This window comes from Roseburia sp. OF03-24 (genome assembly GCF_003463035.1).
Taxonomy (GTDB): domain Bacteria; phylum Bacillota; class Clostridia; order Lachnospirales; family Lachnospiraceae; genus Roseburia; species Roseburia rectibacter.
In genome coordinates this window covers 69,962-90,151 of sequence record NZ_QSCK01000013.1, presented here as the reverse complement: position 1 = coordinate 90,151, position 20,190 = coordinate 69,962, and the positions used below count along the sequence as shown (strand labels likewise).

Annotated in this window: 16 protein-coding genes and 3 pseudogenes; 14 read left to right on the top strand and 5 right to left on the bottom strand. The window is 42.6% G+C overall.

The window, feature by feature from the left end:
* The first annotated feature begins 7 nt into the window (after nucleotides 1–7).
* The 14 genes and pseudogenes from DXA60_RS08570 to DXA60_RS08500 all read left to right on the top strand — a co-directional run bounded on the left by DXA60_RS08570 (nucleotide 8) and on the right by DXA60_RS08500 (nucleotide 15,506).
* Nucleotides 8–874, top strand: coding sequence for a DMT family transporter (locus tag DXA60_RS08570; protein ID WP_243006826.1), 867 nt, complete (start codon nucleotides 8–10; stop codon nucleotides 872–874).
* Nucleotides 875–1,065: 191 nt separating this feature from the next.
* A pseudogene (locus tag DXA60_RS08565) lies at nucleotides 1,066–1,411 on the top strand (glycerophosphodiester phosphodiesterase family protein); the annotation flags it as partial.
* A gap of 213 nt (nucleotides 1,412–1,624) precedes the next feature.
* Nucleotides 1,625–2,523: pseudogene (locus DXA60_RS19760) on the top strand (MFS transporter).
* Nucleotides 2,504–3,199 (top strand): GTP pyrophosphokinase, encoded by a 696-nt coding sequence (locus DXA60_RS08550; protein ID WP_186899847.1) that lies wholly within the window; start codon nucleotides 2,504–2,506, stop codon nucleotides 3,197–3,199. The pseudogene DXA60_RS19760 and the gene DXA60_RS08550 overlap by 20 nt, the downstream one beginning before the upstream one ends.
* Before the next feature lie 159 nt (nucleotides 3,200–3,358).
* Nucleotides 3,359–4,372, top strand: a complete 1,014-nt coding sequence (locus tag DXA60_RS08545; RefSeq protein WP_117920856.1) for a substrate-binding domain-containing protein — start codon at nucleotides 3,359–3,361, stop codon at nucleotides 4,370–4,372.
* Between the two features lie 135 nt (nucleotides 4,373–4,507).
* Entirely contained in the window at nucleotides 4,508–5,362 is an 855-nt protein-coding gene (pstC, locus tag DXA60_RS08540; RefSeq protein ID WP_117920855.1) for a phosphate ABC transporter permease subunit PstC, read from the top strand.
* Between the two features lie 15 nt (nucleotides 5,363–5,377).
* Nucleotides 5,378–6,271 carry a phosphate ABC transporter permease PstA gene (pstA, locus tag DXA60_RS08535; protein WP_117920854.1) on the top strand — a complete coding sequence of 298 codons (894 nt, stop codon included), beginning with the start codon at nucleotides 5,378–5,380 and terminating at the stop codon, nucleotides 6,269–6,271.
* Nucleotides 6,272–6,309: 38 nt separating this feature from the next.
* The gene (gene pstB, locus DXA60_RS08530) at nucleotides 6,310–7,062 is read left to right on the top strand and encodes a phosphate ABC transporter ATP-binding protein PstB (RefSeq protein ID WP_117920853.1); all 753 of its coding nucleotides are present in this window, start codon (nucleotides 6,310–6,312) and stop codon (nucleotides 7,060–7,062) included.
* A 92-nt stretch (nucleotides 7,063–7,154) separates the two neighbouring features.
* Nucleotides 7,155–7,811: a phosphate signaling complex protein PhoU gene (gene phoU / locus DXA60_RS08525; protein WP_117920852.1), complete on the top strand. Its 657-nt coding sequence runs from the start codon at nucleotides 7,155–7,157 to the stop codon at nucleotides 7,809–7,811.
* Between the two features lie 178 nt (nucleotides 7,812–7,989).
* Complete coding sequence (locus DXA60_RS08520; RefSeq protein WP_117920851.1) at nucleotides 7,990–9,750, top strand: Na/Pi cotransporter family protein; 1,761 nt, start codon at nucleotides 7,990–7,992, stop codon at nucleotides 9,748–9,750.
* 88 nt (nucleotides 9,751–9,838) lie between these two features.
* Nucleotides 9,839–10,510, top strand: coding sequence for a response regulator transcription factor (locus DXA60_RS08515; RefSeq protein ID WP_117920850.1), 672 nt, complete (start codon nucleotides 9,839–9,841; stop codon nucleotides 10,508–10,510).
* The gene (locus DXA60_RS08510; protein WP_117920849.1) at nucleotides 10,507–11,820 is read left to right on the top strand and encodes an ATP-binding protein; all 1,314 of its coding nucleotides are present in this window, start codon (nucleotides 10,507–10,509) and stop codon (nucleotides 11,818–11,820) included. The genes DXA60_RS08515 and DXA60_RS08510 overlap by 4 nt, the downstream gene beginning before the upstream one ends.
* A gap of 94 nt (nucleotides 11,821–11,914) precedes the next feature.
* Nucleotides 11,915–15,211 (top strand): DEAD/DEAH box helicase, encoded by a 3,297-nt coding sequence (locus DXA60_RS08505; RefSeq protein WP_117920848.1) that lies wholly within the window; start codon nucleotides 11,915–11,917, stop codon nucleotides 15,209–15,211.
* A gap of 13 nt (nucleotides 15,212–15,224) precedes the next feature.
* Complete coding sequence (locus DXA60_RS08500; protein ID WP_117920847.1) at nucleotides 15,225–15,506, top strand: hypothetical protein; 282 nt, start codon at nucleotides 15,225–15,227, stop codon at nucleotides 15,504–15,506.
* 186 nt (nucleotides 15,507–15,692) lie between these two features.
* On the opposite strand, the pseudogene DXA60_RS08495 reads toward DXA60_RS08500, so the two are convergent.
* The 5 genes and pseudogenes from DXA60_RS08495 to DXA60_RS08475 form a co-directional block, all read right to left on the bottom strand.
* Nucleotides 15,693–15,935: pseudogene (locus DXA60_RS08495) on the bottom strand (CNNM domain-containing protein); the annotation flags it as partial.
* 286 nt (nucleotides 15,936–16,221) lie between these two features.
* Complete coding sequence (locus DXA60_RS08490) at nucleotides 16,222–16,920, bottom strand: response regulator transcription factor (protein WP_117920846.1); 699 nt, start codon at nucleotides 16,918–16,920, stop codon at nucleotides 16,222–16,224.
* Nucleotides 16,913–18,883, bottom strand: coding sequence for a DUF4118 domain-containing protein (locus DXA60_RS08485; protein WP_158570869.1), 1,971 nt, complete (start codon nucleotides 18,881–18,883; stop codon nucleotides 16,913–16,915). Before DXA60_RS08485 ends, DXA60_RS08490 begins: the two co-directional genes overlap by 8 nt.
* 73 nt (nucleotides 18,884–18,956) lie before the next feature.
* Nucleotides 18,957–19,490, bottom strand: coding sequence for a hypothetical protein (locus tag DXA60_RS08480; protein WP_117920844.1), 534 nt, complete (start codon nucleotides 19,488–19,490; stop codon nucleotides 18,957–18,959).
* A gap of 37 nt (nucleotides 19,491–19,527) precedes the next feature.
* A complete protein-coding gene (locus DXA60_RS08475; protein ID WP_117920843.1) occupies nucleotides 19,528–20,175 on the bottom strand; it encodes a potassium channel family protein in 648 nt (215 codons plus the stop codon).
* Nucleotides 20,176–20,190: the final 15 nt, after the last annotated feature.

Below are 20,190 nucleotides of genomic sequence, written 5' to 3'. Positions count from 1 at the left end.
AGCAGAAATGAGGATTAAAATGCGGGAAAAACAGTTAGATAAAGAAAGTATGAAAGGAACCATTTATGTGCTGCTCTCTGCAGTATGTTTCAGTACTGGAGGTGTTCTGATAAAATCGATTCCGTGGAGTTCCATTACGATCCAGGGAATCCGCAGTATTTTTTCATTTATGCTGATCGCCTCTTATATGGTGGTCACAAAACGAAAATTTGTATGGAATAAGACGGTACTGTTTGGTGCCATCTGCAATACAGTTATGGCACTGACGTTTGTCTCTGCGACAAAGATGACAACGGCGGCAAATGCGATCGTGCTCCAGTTTACAGAGCCGATCTTTGTGATCCTGCTGATGTGGATATTATATAAGAAGAAACCGAAAAAGGCGGCAGTGATCGCGTGCGCGGTCGTGTTCGCAGGGATATTGTGTTTCTTTTTAGATTCCTTAAGTGCCGGCGGAATGGCAGGAAATCTGCTTGCTGTATTTTCAGGATTTACCTATGCATTGGTTATGATGATGAAAGGTTTCCCTGGCTCTGATTTTGAGTCGTCACTTTTAGCATCCCATGTTATGAGTTTATGTATCGGTTTGCCGTCGTTTTTAGGGGAGACCGATCATTCTGCGAAGGCATGGATCTGCATTATCCTTCTCGGTGTGATCCAGTTTGGATTATCCTACATCTTTTTATCGAGGGGCTTAGATTGTGTTTCACCGGTTACGGCATCCTTAACTTCTACATTAGAGCCGATCTTGAACCCGATTCTTGTTGCGATCTTTTGCGGAGAGACGATCGGACGCACGGCGTTTATCGGGGCTGCGCTCGTGATCGGGGCTGCTGCATGCTATAACGTTTATGAGGCTGCGCATAAGGATTAGAATCATCAGGGAAAAAGGAATCACAGGAAGAAATAAAGGCATGTTACAGAATCACAGAAATGTGGTTCTGTATTTTTTTACCCATTTTTTACATAATACTCCACACTCATTTTACAGTCACCGCTTAAGATAAGGAAAAAAGAGAAAAGCAAAAAAGCCGGGCAGAAGGAAAAACAGGCAGGATAAAAATTCTGGAAAAGAAAAACCATCAGAAAAAAGAAGAAACCGGCAGGAATGGAGTAAAAGATGGAAAGAACACTCGTGTGGGGACACCGTGGTGCGAGCGGATACGCACCGGAAAATACAATGGCAGCTTTTGAGAAAGCGGTGGAGCTTGGTGCAGACGGGATCGAGCTGGATGTGCAGCTTACAAAAGACGGAGAACTTGTTGTCATCCACGATGAAACGATTGACCGTGTGAGCGATGGAAGCGGCTGGGTAAAAGATTTTACTTATGCGAAGTTGATAAAGCATAATTTCAACCGCACGCATCCGGAATATGAGCATGCACAGATTCCCACATTAGAGGAAGTATATGCGCCTTGTCTGCGCAATGCGTGTGGATGCAATGATCACAAATTACCCGGATCGCGGCAAAAAGATCGCAGTTTTTGCAAATCACGTGGATACAGCTTCATTGGTCTGTATGCCGGCATCCAAACATGAAATTTTTAATGCAGATTATAAAACAAGATGCAGATATTATCATGAAATTTTTGATTTTATCATGAAGAATCGAGGTTAGTGAAAATGAAACAGAAATTGAATAAACTTGAAAAATACTGGGTAATGTATGATGTCGGAAACTCTGCCTTTGCACTTTTAGTGTCCACGATCATACCGATCTATTTTAAAAATATGGCAACACAGAATGGCATATCGGCTGCTGACTCTACGGCATATTTAAGCTATGCGATCTCAATTTCCACTTTGATCGTGGCAATTTTAGGACCAGTGCTCGGAACGGTTGCAGATGGAAAGAACCGGAAGAAACCGTTATTTACACTTTTTATGATGGTAGGAGTTATTGGATGTGCCGCACTTGCACTTCCGAAGAGTGCCATGTTATTTCTGGTGGTATTTGAGATCACCAAAGTCGGATTTTCCGGCAGTCTCATCTTTTATGATTCCATGCTCGTGGATGTGACGACAGATGAGCGCATGGATGATGTATCCTCGCAGGGATATGCATGGGGATATATCGGAAGCTGTGTGCCGTTTATGCGCTCTGGCTTGATGCGGCGTGGAAATTCTGGATGATGGCAACATTTGTCGGAGTATTTCAGGGAGCGATCCAGGCATTATCGCGTTCTTATTATGCGAGGATCATACCGAAAGAAAAATCCAGTGAATATTTTGGAATTTTTGATATTTTTGGAAAGGGAGCATCTTTTATGGGAACGATGCTCATGGGAATCTCCACGCAGATTTTTCATACTTCAAAAGCCGGTGTTATCGTGATCGCAGCAATGTTTGTGATCGGGTTTGTCGTTTTTAAGCTTCAGGCAAATGCGATGCAGCACAAAGAAAAGGATTTTGCACAGAAAAATGTACGGGATGAGTTCGAAGCAGAAGATCAAAATGATTATTATGAAGACGAAGATGATTACGAAATAGGAGATATGGATTTTGCCGAAGAAAGATTCTAAAAAACAGAAAAAACGCATAGGAATAAAAGAGAATTTAGCGGGAGCAGATACCTTGCTCATGGAAAAACAATTAAAAGAACAGATTGAAGCACCTATGGTACGGATTTCTTATACATATGCGATGGATGTGGTGCAGGCAAAATTAAAAATGATCAATGCGGACCTGACAGAGCAATTTGGCCGTCAGGTTATTCGTACTATGACGGGACGGATCAAGCAGACAGACAGTATTGTAAAAAAACTGATGCGGAAGGGAAGAGAGGTAACGTTTCAGGCAGCGGTAGATACTTTAAACGATATTGCCGGAATCCGTGTCGTCTGTTTTTTCTGTGATGATATTTACCGCGTGGCGGATTATATAAAGAAACAGAAGGACATTAAACTGCTCAAGGAGAAGGATTATGTAAAAAATCCCAAAAAAAGCGGTTATCAGAGCATCCATCTGATCGTGGGTGTTCCTGTTACTTATCTGGAAAAAACAACAGAGGTGCGGGTGGAGATACAGATCCGTTCGTTTGCCATGGACTACTGGGCAGAACTGGATAACCAGATGTGCTACAAGAAAAATGCAGGACAGATTGAAAATGTGGAGCAGGCAACAAAAAATTATTCTGATGTGATCGCAAAAGTAGATAACCAGATGTTAGAACTGCGCAGACAGATCGAGAAGATGTAAAAGTAAGCGAAACATTTACCATTATTTTACATACATTTTACTAAACCTCTCTCATGTATTTTACATAAGTGCTTTAAAGTAAAAACTGTCAAAAGGAAATGAAAAGAAAACAGCAGGAAAGCAGACAACCTGCAAATTGAAAAAAGAGAGGATTAAAAAATGAAAAAGAAAGTAATGTGTATGTTATTAACAGGTATGATGGCAGCCAGTATGATCGCAGGTTGTGGTAACAGTGGAAATGCAAGTGCAAATGCAGGAGCAGATACAAATACAGATGCAAGCACAGACGCATCAGGCGCTGCAGATAATTCCACAGATCAGTCAGCAGATGTCACACCAGATACGACAGCAGCAAGTGCGGCAGCAGAATCCGGAGATTTTGACAACAGTGAGTACATCAACGTTGTATCCCGTGAGGATGGTTCCGGTACAAGAGGAGCATTCATCGAGCTGTTCGGTGTAGAAGAGAAAAACGATGCCGGTGAGAAAATCGATAATACAACAGATGAAGCGATCATTACAAACAGTACGGATGTTATGTTAACAACTGTTGCAGGTGATGAATACTCGATCGGATATGTATCACTTGGTTCCTTAAATGACAGTGTAAAAGCAGTTTCCATCGATGGAGCAGAAGCTACCGTAGATAATATTAAGAGCGGGGATTACACGATCGCAAGACCGTTTAATATTGCAACAAAAGGAACACCAAGTGATGTAGCACAGGATTTTATCAACTTCATCATGAGCGCAGACGGACAGGCAGTTATTTCTGATAACAAATACATCCCGGTAGATGACGGTGCAGCAGCATTTGAGTCAAACGGCGCAAGCGGAAAAGTTGTTGTAGCAGGATCTTCTTCCGTAACACCTGTTATGGAAAAATTGAAAGAGGCATATGCTGCAGTCAACAGCGGTGCAGAGATCGAGATCCAGGAGAGCGATTCCACCACAGGTATGACAGCAGCTATGGATGGAACCTGTGATATCGGTATGGCTTCCCGTGAATTAAAAGATTCTGAGACAGAGGGTGGCTTAACAGCAACCGTGATCGCTATGGATGGTATTGCAGTGATCGTAAACAATGACAACCCGACTACAGATCTTTCCAAAGATACTGTAAAAGGCATCTATACAGGCGAGATCACATCCTGGGATGGCGTTACAGAGTAATACAGACAGATACAAACAACATATTTCATAGAATTCCTTATTATAAAACATCAGGTAAAGACCGGGAGAGACAGTTACTCTGCCGGTCTTTACATAAATAACGTACACAACTTTTTATCAGTCTGGAGAAAAATAATGAATCATATCAAAGAAAAAGTAATGGAAGGCGTTTTCCTTTTTACGGCAGTCATATCCATTATCGCAGTAGCCTTAATCTGTGTGTTCTTGTTTGCAAACGGATTTCCGGCAATGCAGAAAATCGGCGTATGGCAGTTCTTGTCGGGAAAAGTGTGGAAACCGACGAATAACATATTCGGAATCTTTCCGATGATCTTAGGAAGTATTTATGTAACCGGAGGAGCTCTCCTGATCGGTGTTCCGATCGGAATTCTGATGTCGATCTTTATGGCACGTTTCTGTCCGGAAAAACTGTACCGGATATTAAAACCGATCGTGGATCTCTTAGCAGGTATTCCTTCGATCGTATACGGATTTTTCGGTCTGGTTGTGTTAGTTCCATTTATCAGAGAGCATTTTAAAGGAAATGGAAACAGTATCTTAACAGCGTCGATCCTGCTTGGAATTATGATCCTGCCGACAATTATAGGCGTATCGGAATCAGCGATCCGTGCCGTGGAAAACAGCTATTATGAAGGAGCACTTGCACTTGGTGCAACACATGAGAGAAGTGTTTTTACTGTAATCGTTCCAGCAGCAAAATCCGGTATTATGGCAGCGGTCGTGCTCGGTGTCGGACGTGCGATTGGTGAGACAATGGCGGTTATGATGGTTGCAGGAAATCAGGCAAGAGTGCCATCGAGTATTTTTAAAGGAGTCCGTACCTTAACGGCAAATATTGTAATGGAAATGGGATACGCAACGGATCTTCACCGGGAAGCATTGATCGCAACCGGTGTGGTACTGTTTGTGTTTATCCTCATCATCAATGTCTCTTTCTCTATTTTAAAGAGACGTACAAAGGATAATTAGAAAGGGCGGAATCAGATGGAAAAACATATGGAATCTGAGATTGCTGCGATCAATCAGCAGTCTTTGAAAGACAAGATCAAATCATATATGAAACATCCGGGTTCATTCATATTGCTGCTTTTAGTGCTGATAGCAGCAGTGCTGACCGTAGGCGTTTTAGTGTTTCTGGTGGGGTATATTTTAATCCGCGGTATCCCGTACTTAAAACCATCGCTGTTTGCATGGACATATAACTCAGATAACGTGTCAATGCTTCCGGCAATGATCAATACACTGTTTATGACAGTGCTGGCACTTTTGTTATCCGTGCCGTTTGGCGTAGGTGCAGCGATCTACCTTGTAGAATATGCAAAAAAAGGAAATAAGCTGGTTGGGATCATTCGTGTTACGGCAGAGACGCTGTCCGGTATTCCGTCTATCATTTATGGACTGTTTGGTATGCTGTTTTTTGTGACTGCATTAAAGTGGGGGTATTCGATGATGGCAGGTGCTGCAACACTCGCGATCATGGTACTCCCGGTCATCATGAGAACGACGGAGGAAGCACTTTTGTGTGTCCCTGATTCATTTCGCGAAGGAAGTTTCGGACTCGGCGCAGGAAAACTGCGTACCATATTTAAGATCGTGCTACCAAGTGCAATTCCGGGTATTTTATCCGGCATCATCTTAGCAATCGGACGAATCGTAGGAGAGACGGCGGCACTTATTTATACATCAGGCACAGTTGCAAATCTTGCGGGATTTTTCGATTCCGGACGTACCCTGGCAATTCACATGTATTCGCTGTCTCGTGAGGGTATGCATACAAATGAGGCATATGCGACGGCAGTTGTACTTCTTGTCGTGGTACTGATCATCAACGGGGTATCTTCCCTGATCGCAAAGAAGTTTGAAGCACCGAAGCAGTGATGTGAAAAAGATTTGCAGACAAAAATAGAGGAGAAAACATGTCAGAAAAATTTAAAATTTCAAACCTTGATTTATATTATGGTGATTTTCATGCATTAAAAGATATCAATATGTCGATCGGCTCGAATGAAATTACCGCTTTTATCGGACCGAGCGGCTGCGGAAAATCCACCTTTTTAAAAAGTTTAAACAGAATGAATGATTTAGTGGAAGGATGTAAGATCACCGGAAGCGTTCTTTTGGATGGAGAAGATATTTACAATGGCATGGACGTCAATCTTTTAAGAAAGCGTGTCGGGATGGTATTCCAGAAACCAAATCCGTTTCCAATGAGCATTTATGACAATATTGCCTATGGGCCGAGAACACACGGTATCCGTTCCAAGGCAAAATTAGACGAGATTGTGGAAAAATCCCTGCGGGATGCAGCAATCTGGGATGAAGTCAAAGACAGACTGAAAAAAAGTGCATTTGGTATGTCCGGTGGACAGCAGCAGAGACTCTGTATTGCAAGGGCACTTGCAGTCAATCCGGAAGTTATCTTAATGGATGAGCCGACTTCTGCGCTTGATCCTATTTCAACATCAAAGATCGAGGATCTTGTCATTGAACTGAAAAAACAGTATACGATCATTATGGTAACGCATAACATGCAGCAGGCAGTCCGTGTATCGGATAAGACGGTATTTTTCCTTTTAGGAGAAGTCATTGAAGCCGGTGATACAGAGCGGTTATTCTCAGTTCCGCAGGATAAGAGAACAGAGGATTACATTACCGGACGTTTTGGATGATACCTCAGGTTTCATTGCTTATAACATACAAAAAGCGTAAGAAAATGCACATTAACATATTACAGTGAAAAGAAAGAAGGAAGTGGAAAATCATGAGAAACAGGTTTGACAGACAGCTTCAGACATTGAATGACGAATTAATAGAAATGGGAGGCTTGATCGAGCAGGCAATCGAGATGGCATGTTCTGCACTTGTGAAACAGGATGTGGAAAAAGCGGAAAAAGCGATCAGCTTTGATGAGGAGATCGATCATCAGGAGCGGGATATTGAAAGTCTTTGTATGAAATTATTACTGCAGCAGCAGCCGGTGGCAAAAGATCTGCGCCTGATCTCTGCAGCACTTAAAATGATCACAGATATGGAGCGTATCGGAGATCATGCATCCGATATTTCGGAGATGACGATCTTAATGGCAGATGCATCCTATGAAACCGGTGATCCGATCAATCTTGACCTTATCAAGGCAATGGCAAAAGAGACAACAAATATGGTGATCAAGAGTGTGGATGCATTCGTGCAGAAAGACATGGATTTAGCACACTGGGTCATCAAAGAAGATGATATGGTGGATGATCTGTTTAACCAGTTCAGACAGCAGCTCATTAAAAAGATCAATGAAAATGTAAAAAATGGTGAACAGGCAACAGATATGCTGATGGTAGCAAAATATTTTGAGCGTATCGGAGACCATGCGACCAATATTGCAGAGTGGGTAATTTATTCTATTACCGGGCAGCATGAAAATTAAAAATAGACAAAAATAAATGGTTTCTTTGAGATTTTACATAGATTTTACATAAAGTTGACGGCGAATTTACATACTCCTTTTTATGCTAATTGCAAAATGACGAAAAATGCTGTATAAATAAATTATATGTCAAAAAAACGTAAAGAATAAGAAAAGCGGCATACAAAAGGAGATTGAGATGGATATTTTTGGAGTACTGACCCTCATTGGCGGATTGGCACTGTTCCTGTACGGAATGAATGTAATGGGTGCCGGACTGGAGAAGATGTCAGGAGGTAAATTAGAGAAGATCTTAGAGACTCTGACATCAAACCCGATCAAGGCAGTGTTGCTTGGTGCAGGTGTAACGGCAGTGATCCAGTCGTCATCGGCGACGACGGTTATGGTGGTTGGTTTTGTAAATTCCGGTATTATGAAGCTGTCACAGGCAGTCGGCATCATTATGGGTGCAAATATCGGAACAACGGTAACGTCATGGCTTTTGAGCTTAAGTGGACTGCAGGGGGATAACTTTTTTATCCAGATGTTAAAACCATCCTCCTTCTCACCGATCCTTGCAATGATCGGTATCATACTTTGTATGTCGAAAAAGAGCGACAAGAAAAAAGATATCGGCGAGATCTTACTTGGATTTGCAGTATTGATGTACGGTATGGAGAGCATGAGCGGGGCGGTAGAACCGCTTGCAGACGTGCCGGAATTTACGAATATCTTAACGATGTTCCATAATCCGTTCCTTGGTGTATTAGCAGGAGCTGTACTTACTGCGATCATCCAGAGTTCCTCTGCATCGGTCGGAATTTTACAGGCACTGTCTGTAACAGGAGCATTTACCTATGGTTCTGTGATCCCGATCATTATGGGACAGAATATCGGTACCTGTGTGACGGCGATGATCTCAGCAGTCGGCGCAAACAGAGGTGCAAAGAGAACGGCATTCGTGCATCTTTATTTTAATGTGATCGGTACGATCCTGTTTCTGGTATTGTTTTATACAGGCAATGCGCTGATCGGATTTGAATTTACCAATGAAGTCGTTGGAGCAGCGGGAATCGCAATGATCCACACCATATTTAATGTGTTCGCAACCCTGGTTTTACTTCCATTTACAAAGGGATTGGAGAAACTGGCATACTTAACGATCCCGAAAACTGCAGAGGAACAGAATCAGAAAGAGGATGTATTTGTGATCTTAGACGACCGCTTCTTAAGCAGTCCTGCATTTGCAATTGAGCAGTGTCACTCTCTGGCAAACCAGATGGCGAAGATCACACATGAAGGATTTTTAGAGGCTATGACCGTACTCGATGAATACTCCGAAGAAAAGGTCGGGGATGTTATTGCAAAAGAAAATATCGTAGATACCTATGATGATAAACTCAGCGCATACTTAACAAAGTTAAGCAGCCAGAATTTATCTTACAAAGACAGTCTGAAGGTGACATCTCTGCTTCACTGTCTGACAGATTTTGAGCGTATTTCCGACCATTCCATCAACGTAGTGGAAAATGCACAGCAGATGGTAAAAGAGGGAGCCGTATTTTCTAAGAAAGCAAAAGAAGAAATGCTGGTATACAGTGCGGCACTCCGCGATATCTTAGAGCGTACCACAAATGCGTTCGTGGAGGGGGATGAAGCACTGGCACGTACGGTAGAACCGTTAGAAGAAGTTATTGATGAGTTAAACAAGAAAGTAAAGAAAAACCATATGAAGCGTCTTAGAAAAGGGAAATGTACCATTGAGCTTGGTCTTGTATTGTCAGATCTTGCAATGAACTATGAGCGTGTTGCAGACCATTGTTCGAATATCGCGGTATATATGATGCAGTTAGAGGATACCCAGTTAGAGGAACACAGTTTTACCGAGCAGATGGATGCTGAGGAGAGTGCAGAGTTTACAAAACAGTTAAACGAGTTCGAGAAGATGTATCAGATTTAAGTGTGAAGGATTTTTAGCAATCGAATATTTGCATGGAACACAGTTGGTGTACAAAAAAGACGCTTGAAAATGGAGATTGAGGGAAAATATGGCAACAATCTATATAGTGGAAGACGATATTAATATTCGTGAAATTGAGCGGTATGCACTCAAAAACAGTGGCTATGAAGTGGAAGAATTTGAGGGCAGTGCACCATTTTTTAAGCGTCTGGAAAAAAATATTCCGTCACTGATCCTTTTAGATATCATGCTTCCGGGGGAGGACGGACTGGATATTTTAACAAAGATAAGGGCAGATAAGGCAACTGCAGAGGTTCCGGTCATCATGGTAACGGCAAAGACAAGTGAACTTGATAAAGTAAAAGGACTTGATCTTGGAGCGGATGATTATATCACAAAACCGTTTGGTGTGATGGAGCTGATCTCCCGTGTGAAGGCAATGCTTAGAAGAACAAGCCGCGTGCATGAAGATTCACAGCTGATTCATGAAGATATTCTTATGGATATGGATAAACATGCTGTTACCGTTGCAGGGCAGACGTGTGAACTGACGTTTAAAGAGTTTGAATTACTGAAGTACCTGATGCTCAATCAGGGAATCGTTTTATCAAGAGATAAGATCATGGATCAGGTATGGGGCTTCGAGTATGAGGGTGAGAGCCGTACCGTTGATATGCATATCAAAACACTGCGGCAGAAACTTGGTGCAGCGGGAAGCTGTATCAAGACCGTGCGGAATGTGGGGTACATGATAGAATGAAGAAAAAGATCAATACCGGGTTTATGTTGATTGCGGCAATCGCCATTGTGGTGACTGCCGTTTGTTCTATGTTTCTGTTTTATCAGATTTTAGAAGAACAGATATTTGATGATCTAAAGGCAAATGCACATGTTGTTTCAGTGATAAGTCCGGATCAGTTATCGAAAGACATCACTTATTCTTTGGAAACCGATGGACTGCGCATTACATGCGTGGATGAAAATGGTGATGTGGAATATGACAGCATGGAAGATGTATCTTCCATGGAAAATCATAAAGAACGTCCGGAGATCGCAGAAGCAATGAAAAATGGTGAGGGAAAATCAATCCGTGTCTCATCCACTTCGTCGAAGCATACTTTTTATTATGCACTCAGAAAAGAAGATGGAAGTGTTGTGCGTGTGGCAAAAGAGAGCGGAAGCATTTATCATCTGGTGTCTACGATGTCGGGGCTGATCTTGGCGGTTGGACTGATGGTATTTCTGATGTGTGTATTTTATTCATACCGCCTGACGCGGAGACTGATGGCACCGATCGAGAAGATGGCAGACAATATCGTTCTCGTGGATGAGACAGAAGTTTATGAGGAAATGCAGCCATTTATTTCCATGATCAAAAAGCAGCATATGGATATCTTAAACCATGCGCAGATGCGGCAGGAATTTACAGCCAATGTCTCACATGAATTAAAAACGCCGTTGACAGCTATCTCCGGATATGCAGAACTGATCGCAAGCGGAATGACAGGCGGTGAGGATACCGTGCATTTTGCAAATGAGATCCATAAGAGCGCGGAGCGGCTGCAGTCGCTGATCAATGATATTATTAAGCTGTCAGAATTAGATGACAGTGATCTAAAACTTGAATTTGAGACGGTTGATCTGCATGAGCTTGGAGAGCAGTGCGTCAGCTCCATGCAGATGCAGGCAGAGAAAAACGAGGTGACATTGCAATTAGAGGGGACGTCTGTTCCGATGAGCGGGAATAAGACACTGCTTGAGGAACTGTTGTTTAACCTTTGCAGTAATGCGGTGCGCTACAACAAAAAAGGCGGCAGTGTCACGATCGTGACTGCCATCGAAAATACAAGACCGGTACTGATCGTAAAAGATACCGGTATCGGAATCCCAAAGGAACAGCAGGAGCGCGTCTTTGAGCGTTTCTACCGTGTCGACAAGAGTCGGTCAAAATCTACCGGCGGTACAGGTCTTGGACTTGCCATCGTAAAACACATTGTTGCCCAGCATGATGCACAGATTTCAATGACGAGTGAAGTCGGTGTGGGAACAGAGATCAAAGTTGTGTTTTAGAAGCAGTTTTTAGTAAAAAAAGTCTAACCGAATCCTCAAATTTATGCTACAATAAAAAGATGCAAGAAATATACGATTGAGGAGCAAAGCAGACATGTTTTCCATATCAGACATTAAACAGGAAGCATATCCGGCAGCATACCGCCGGGGAAAGGAATTGTATGAGCAGGGACTTGTACAGGAATTTTCCTATGATGTATACACGGAAGATGGCGTTCCAAAGGCAGAATTAACTGGAAAAGTAAAAGGACAAGTCGAGGATCATTATGATGTCCGGCTTGTGATAGATGAAGAATATGCGGAAGTTTCAGAGAGCCGCTGCAACTGTGAGGCATTCTGTAACTATGAGGGCATCTGCAAACACTGCGTTGCCATTGCACTCGCTTATGTGAACCGCAGACAGGCAAAAGATATTTTGAATGCAAAACTTGGCATCACTCCTGAGAAGGAGACAAAGCCTTATGCGGAAAAAGAGTTAAAGACAGATACGTCGCTGAAAAATCTGTTAAACCGTTATTCCATGCGTGCAGGTTCTACTTATCTTCTACCGGAAAATATTTACGGTAAGGTGGAGTTAGAGCCATACTTTAAAATGGAATACAGTTACGCGACAGTAGAATTTAAGATCGGAATGGAACAGAAATATGTTCTCAAAAATATTTCTGCATTTTTACATTCGATCAAAATTAACGAAAAAGTCCGTTATGGAAAAAAACTGGAATTTTATCATCATTTAGATGCATTTACGGAATCTGCAAAACGCATCATCACATTTATGGAACAGCAGGAAATGGACAAAAGGCGTCAGAGCCAGTTCCATGCGTATTATGCGTATACAGGCAGCTATGAGCGCACAATGGAGTTAGATGGTGTGGGAATCGACCGCTTTTTTGAGGCAGTTGGTGACATGCCGTTTGAGGCGGAGGTAGGATTTTTACCGGAGGATACCTATACGTTTTCACCGGAAGAGAAAAAGCCGAAACTGGTCATCCGTCAGGGTGGTGCCGGCATCTTTCTGCTGCTGGAAGATGATTCTGTGATCATAGGTGAAAAATATTTTTATTTTTATGATGCGGATATGATCTACCGCAGTCCTGCAGGAATGAAGGAGACAGTCGGGGAGTTTTTTGAATTTATGCACCGCCAGACCGGAGGACAGACCTATATTGCTGCAGACGAACTTGCAATGTTCTGCCGTGACCTTCTTCCTTTGCTCAAGAAATATTTTAAGGTGGAGAAAGAGGCCGGATTTGATGAGAGCCTTTATGTGCCGCCAAAGCCGGAGTTTGAACTTTACTTAGACAGACAGGATATGAATACGGTAGGCGCGAAACTGATGGCTGTTTACGGGGATGATAAATATAATGTCCTTGAGAAGATCGCACCGGGGGAAGTGCGTGACCTTGCAGAGGAACTCCGCATCAAAAATCTTGTAGAACCGTATTTCAATGAATACGCCATGGCACAGACCGTGTTTGTGCTGTCACATAATGAGGAAATGCTTTACCAGCTTGTTTCAGGCGGTCTCAGAAGACTGGGCGAATTTATGACCATATATACGACGGAGAATTTCCGTAATTTAAAGGTTGTATCTTCACCGGCTGTTTCTGTGGGCATTTCGTTAAAGAGCGATCTTCTGGAATTAAAAATTCATTCCGATGAAATGTCAAGGGAAGAACTTGCATATCTGCTTTCAAAATATGACCGGAAAAAGAAGTATATCCGTCTGAAAAACGGTGATTTTCTAAATATTGAAGAAGATGGACTGAGTACATTAGCGGAAGTCAGCGAGGATCTGCGCCTGACAGAAACAAACCTGAAAAAAGGCACTGTAATTGTTCCAAAATACCGCGCAATGTATCTTGATGCGGCATTAAAGAACAATCAGCTTCTATCGATCGAGAAAAATAAAGAGTTCAAGGGCATGGTCCGTAATATGAAAACGATCGAGGACAGTGACTATGAAGTGCCGGAAACGTTAAATTCGATCATGAGAAGTTACCAGAAGAATGGTTTCCTGTGGTTAAAGACACTCCGTGAAAATGGATTTGGCGGTATTTTAGCGGATGATATGGGACTTGGAAAGACGCTTCAGGTCATCAGTCTCCTGACAGCAGAACAGGAAGAGATGCAGTCCGGGGAAAAGGAGCTGCGGCGTTCGCTGATCGTGTGTCCGGCATCTTTGGTTTATAACTGGCAGAAGGAGATCTCGCGGTTTGCCCCGCAGTTGCAGACTGTCATAGTAGCCGGCAGTGTACCGGAGCGTGCATCGATCATAAGACACAGTAAAGAGGGCGAGATCCTTATTACCTCGTATGATCTGTTAAAGCGAGATGCAGAAGTGTACCAGAAATTTGTATTCGCAATTCAGGTCATTGATGAAGCCCAGTATATCAAAAATCCATCCACACAGGCGGCAAAAGGTGTCAAAAAGATCACTGCGGCATTCAAGCTGGCTCTGACAGGAACACCGATCGAAAACAGGCTCAGCGAGCTGTGGAGTATTTTTGATTATCTGATGCCGGGATTTTTATATACTTATCAGAAATTCCGGGAGGAAATTGAACTTCCGATCGCGGTGAATCAGGATGCAAACAAGATGGAGCGCTTACAGCGCATGATCCGACCGTTTATTCTAAGACGTCTGAAGGGGGACGTGTTAAAAGATCTTCCGGAGAAGATCGAAGAAAACGTATTTGCAAGGTTAGACGGCGAGCAGATGCAGCTATATGATGCTTATGCAACCAGAATGAAAGAGATGTTAAGCCGGCAGAATGACAAAGAATTTCAGAAAGGAAAGATGCAGATATTGTCAGAACTTACAAAACTGCGTCAGCTCTGCTGTGATCCGGGACTTCTGTTAGAAGATTACCAGGGGGAATCGGCAAAGACGGATATGTGTATGGAACTGATCGTAAATGCAGTCGGAGCAGGACACAAGATCCTTTTGTTCTCACAGTTTACATCCATGTTAGATCGTCTGACAGATCGTCTGAAAAAGGAAGGTATTGATTATTATCTTCTGACCGGTTCTGTCAATAAAGAAAAACGTATGCAGATGGTAGATAGTTTTAATAATGATGATGTTCCGGTATTCTGTATCAGCTTAAAAGCAGGTGGAACCGGATTAAACCTTACCTCTGCGGACATCGTGATCCACTATGATCCATGGTGGAATGTTGCGGTACAGAATCAGGCGACAGACCGTGCACACCGTATCGGACAGAAGCACGTCGTGACAGTATACAAACTTGTGGCAGAGGGAACCATCGAGGAGAAGATCATCGACATCCAGGAGCGGAAAAAGAAGCTTGCCGAGCAGGTGCTTGAGGGCGAAGGAATGGATTCTGCAAGCTTCACAAAAGAAGAGATTCTTGAATTGCTTGGATGATAGGAGATAACCAGTGAAAAAAGCAGTAAGGGAAAAGAGAAAAACGGCAGGACATTTTAATGATTTGCTGCTGCCGGTGATCCTGGTATTGTGTGTTTTGCCATTTGTGGTGTATTTAGCGGAGTATGATACCGGATTTAGCCAGTATAACTGGAATTCAGATTACAGCATGATACCGGATTTTTATACCTGTTACCGGAGAAGTATTTTCCTTGTGGACGCATGGATTTTGTGCTGGTTTACATATACGAGAGCGGCGATCGTGGCACTGGTTGTGGTCGCGGCAGATATTTAAGCAGGATGCTGGATCAGAAGAAAGATAACCGTTTAGAGTCAATCGTTACGTCCCAGGATGGCGTGACAATCACTTATGAAGGTAAATCTTACCGTTTCTTCAGCTTTTGGATAATGGACAATTACATTGATTGGAGCACTCTTTCTTGCGATACCACGCACCTCCCTCGGTATTTCAGTCTATGAGAGAGAAGTTATCCGCCGCAAATGCGGAACCCAGGAAGCCAGACAATGTGATGGCAACCTGAATGGTTGCCAGAAACTTGGCAGGCTCTCTTGTCAGACGGAACAGGCGTTTTGCTCGTTTATCTCCTTGATCCGCCATCCTTTCCAATTTTGTTTCGTTTATGGAAAGTACCGCAATCTCTGCACAAGCAAAAACTGCATTTAATGCAATCAATATAATCTGTAATAAAAACAATACTAACATTTTAACCTTTTTCTGCAATAACAATATACTATCTTCAAAAAAAGCAAAAGACACATCCCATGCATGGATTCCAATGCACGAGTCGTGTCTTAACTTCTATATCTGAACAAATAGATTTTGTAATTGCATCGGTTAGGGTCAGGACAACTGTCGCTTGTATCCATTTTGTGATTCCACCTTCTTTCCCACAATATAATATTTTTTATTATAGAATAGCTCTCTGGCTATGTCACCAATTGCTCCATCAACAAAGTGTAAGTAGAGATTTTTTAACTGTTTCTTAGCATTATTCCACTTTCTGCATCCTATATCCAACGCCAATATGAGTCTGGATGAATTGTGGAGCGCCAGGGGTTTTCTCCAGCTTTTTTCGCAGAGTTGCCATAAAAACACGCAGAGAACCAATGTCATTCTCCCAACTGCTTCCCCATGCATTTTGTAAAATAAAACGATGTGTCAATACCTTGCCTGTGTTTCGTGCAAGTAAACACAGCAGCTTGTATTCCGTTGCAGTCAGAGACAGCTCATCGTCACCCAGATAAGCACAACCCACAGAATAGTCAATTCGAAGTGGACCGTTTTGATAGACTGCCTGTTCATTGCTCACATTTTGCATCAGCGCAAGGCGGCGCTGGGTAACACGCAGACGTGCTAGTAATTCTTCAACAGAGAACGGTTTTGTTAAATAATCATCTGCACCGGCATCCAGTGCATCAATTTTATCATTATCCTCAGCTCTTGCGCTGATAACAATGATTGGAACGTTTGACCAGCTACGGACACGGCGTATTACTTCCACTCCATCAATATCTGGTAGTCCCAAATCCAGTAAAATTATGTCAGGATTATGAGAAGCTACTTCCATCACGGCTCCTTCACCGGTGCCTGATGCAATAAAGCGGTAATCATGTGCTCTTAATGTTGTAGTTATTAGATTGCGTACCGGAGCATCATCCTCCACAACGAGGATTTGAAAGTTATTCATGTATTATTACCTCCTCCAGCGGAAGGGTAAAACGGAACACAGAACCATGCGGTAAATTGTCCGTAATGTGGATTGATCCGCCATGTGCCTCCACAATAGCCTTGCAGAGGTACAGACCCAGTCCAAGACTGCGGCGATTATCCGCTATTTTATGTTCGCCGCTGTAAAATTTATCAAATATTTTTCCTTTTTCCACGTCGCTGATGCCCTTGCCGGTGTCAGCGATTTTGATTTCCGCCATCCCGTTCTTGCATTCAGCACTGATACTAATCAAGGTGTCCGAAGGTGTGTATTTCAGTGCATTGTCCACAAGATTGATGATGACCTGTACGATCAGCTTTGCATCTGCCCGTACCATCAGTAAATCATCCCCATAATTCAAAGTGATGGAATGCTTTTTTGCATTGGGGCGGATATGCTGCATCGCTTCCTCGATGATTTCAGAAACCAGCTCTGGAGAGGTTTTCAGCATCATGCGACCTTCTTCGATACGAGTAGAGTACAAAAGATTTTCCACCAGGTTGGTCAACCACATGGAGTCATCGTAAATATCTGCATAAATCTGCTGTTTGGTTTCATCATCAAAGCTATGACTGTTGTGTAAAAGATTGCCTGCATTACCGGAAATCGTTGTCAGCGGAGTGCGTAAGTCATGGGAGATGGTTCGCAGCAGATTAGCTCTAAGTTGTTCACTCTCTGCCAGAATTGCTGCAGCTTCTTTTTCCCTGATATTCTTCTCATTTTCCAGTGCAAGCGCTGTTTCACCGAGAATAGACAAAAGGATGCCCTGCTCTGATGCATCCAAAGCACCTGCCATTGCATCAATTCCCACGACACCATATATTCGTTCATTGACACGAACAGCAAAATACAGATACTGTGCATCTGGGAAGTTCTTTGTTGTAGCTCCGGCATTATGATTGTTCTGAAGAACCCACTCTGCAATCGCAAGTTCTGTTTCTTCATCGTAAAAGCGCTGTTCATCCGAAATGAAACGTATCGGCTCAGATAATCGTCCACCTTCGTGGTCAAAAATGACTATACTTCGTCCGAGCAGCTTGTTGATCTGCTGTCCGGCAGTTTGCAGAATGGCTAATTTGTTTTCTGCCTTAGACAAAAGCTGATCTGTATCAAAAAGTACCTTTGTTCGTTTGGCGATTTTCTCTGATTGTCGTGCCTGTTCTTTATATCGAATGGCAAATGTACCTGTGATGTACGCCGTTAAAAACATAACTACGAATGTTACCGGATAACCGGTACCGTAAGCTGCGAGCGAGAATCGAGGTGCTGTAAACAGATAATTAAAGATAAATACACTGACTATGGATGAAATCAAGCTGTATATCTGATGGGATGTGGCAATAGATGTCAACAACACACCAAGAATATACACCATTATAATATTTGCATCGGTAAAGCCTATCTCGTGAAACAACAAACTGAGTAATGTTGCCGCAAACAGAATCAGAGCGCTCTTTACAGTGTTTTTTATGATTTGCTCGTGATGGTATTTCCTCGCCTTTTTGGGATGATAGGTCGTATCTGCTGCTTTATCTGGAATGATATGAATATCCAGCTCTGGTACATAGGACAACAGAAGTTGTGTTAATGTCGGCTTTCCAAACAGATGCTTTTGGATAGCGGAGCTTTGGCCCAAAACAATTCGAGTAATACCGGAGATGCGGGCAAACTCTGCAATTTGGTACGGAACATCGTCGCCATATACCGTTTCGATAGTCGCTCCAAGCTGTTCAGCCAACTTGCGGTTTTCCTCTAATCGCTTTTTGTTTTCGTCGGTAGCCACTGCAAAATCCGGTGTTTCAACGAATAATGCTGTAAACTGACTGTCAAAGGCTTTTGCCATTCTTGCGGCGGTACGAATGATCTTTGCATTGGACGGTGCCGATGACAGACAGGCGAGGATATGATCCTGCTTGCTGTTAATGTTATTTAGTTTGTTCATGATCCTCACCTCCAATTTTGTAATAGATTCTACCATACAAAAGTCCTGATTTCTACCTCGAAAATGTGAACGATCAGTCTAAATAGTCAGCATATCCGCATTTTAGTCTACAATGTTCCATTTCCAATGCTGTAATTACTCGGTCACGATTTTTGGATTTCAAACTCTTTTTCCAAACAACACGAATCCATTTTTCCTCATCCAAATTTTCAACCGTTAGACCAAGCGTGGTTACCAGCATCTTTGTCTTTTCGTATGGAATCCGAACAGAAGCATATTGTTGCCCCAAAGGTTCTGTGCTGTCATCTGCCAGAAGAAGAATGTCGATACGTTCATTTATTAGCTTATCTAAGAGATGATTGATTTGTCCGCTACTGAGAAAGAACTCAATATGAGGAGCAGATTCAGAACAGCTCTCTAATGCAGATGCAATGAAATTTAACAGAATCGGGTTTTCTGCTGCAATATGAATCTTGCATTGGCTATTTCGGTTACCTTCGGCGATTAGGCGTTGGTTTTCTTCAATGAAATCTCCGAATCTTGCAACAACATAGTATCCAAATGCAAAAGTTGCCAACAGAATTAGTATTAAAAACAGATCCTTCATCAAGAACACCTCCTTAGCCTGATTAAAAAAGGATTGATTATATGCGGAAGCACTTGTGGACGGCTTTTTCCTGTCCTAACACAAGAATCGATTTATTTCGACCAAGCACGGTATCCGGCGTAATGCTCATATTTAATCTTCCGTTCTCACGGATACCAAGGATGTTGATGCCAAACTTTTTACGAATGTCTAACTGTACAATGGTTTTTCCGTTCCACTCAAGTGGGATTTCCAATTCGAAAATAGCGTATTCGTTATCCAGTTCAATGTACTCCAAGATATTCTCAGAGGAACAACGGACTGCTGTCCATGCAGCCAACTGCTTTTCAGGGTAGACCACTTCATCTGCGCCATTACGTAGCAGAAACTTTTCCTGTATCTCACGAGATGCACGGGCAATAACCTTTTTAGCGCCCAATTCTTTCAGCAGATAAGCGGTTTCCAAAGAGTTTTGGAAGTTATCTCCAATGGCAACAATACAGGAATCGTAATTGCCAATACCCAGAGAAGCGAGGAATTCTTCATTGGTGCTGTCCCCAATCTGTGCATTTGTAACATAAGGAAGCAGTGCATTTACACGTTCCTCACTGGTATCTACTGCCATAACCTGATGTCCCATAGTGTGCAGCTTCATAGCAATAAACTTGCCAAATCGTCCAAGACCAATCAATAATATCGATTTCATAACAGAACCTCCTTG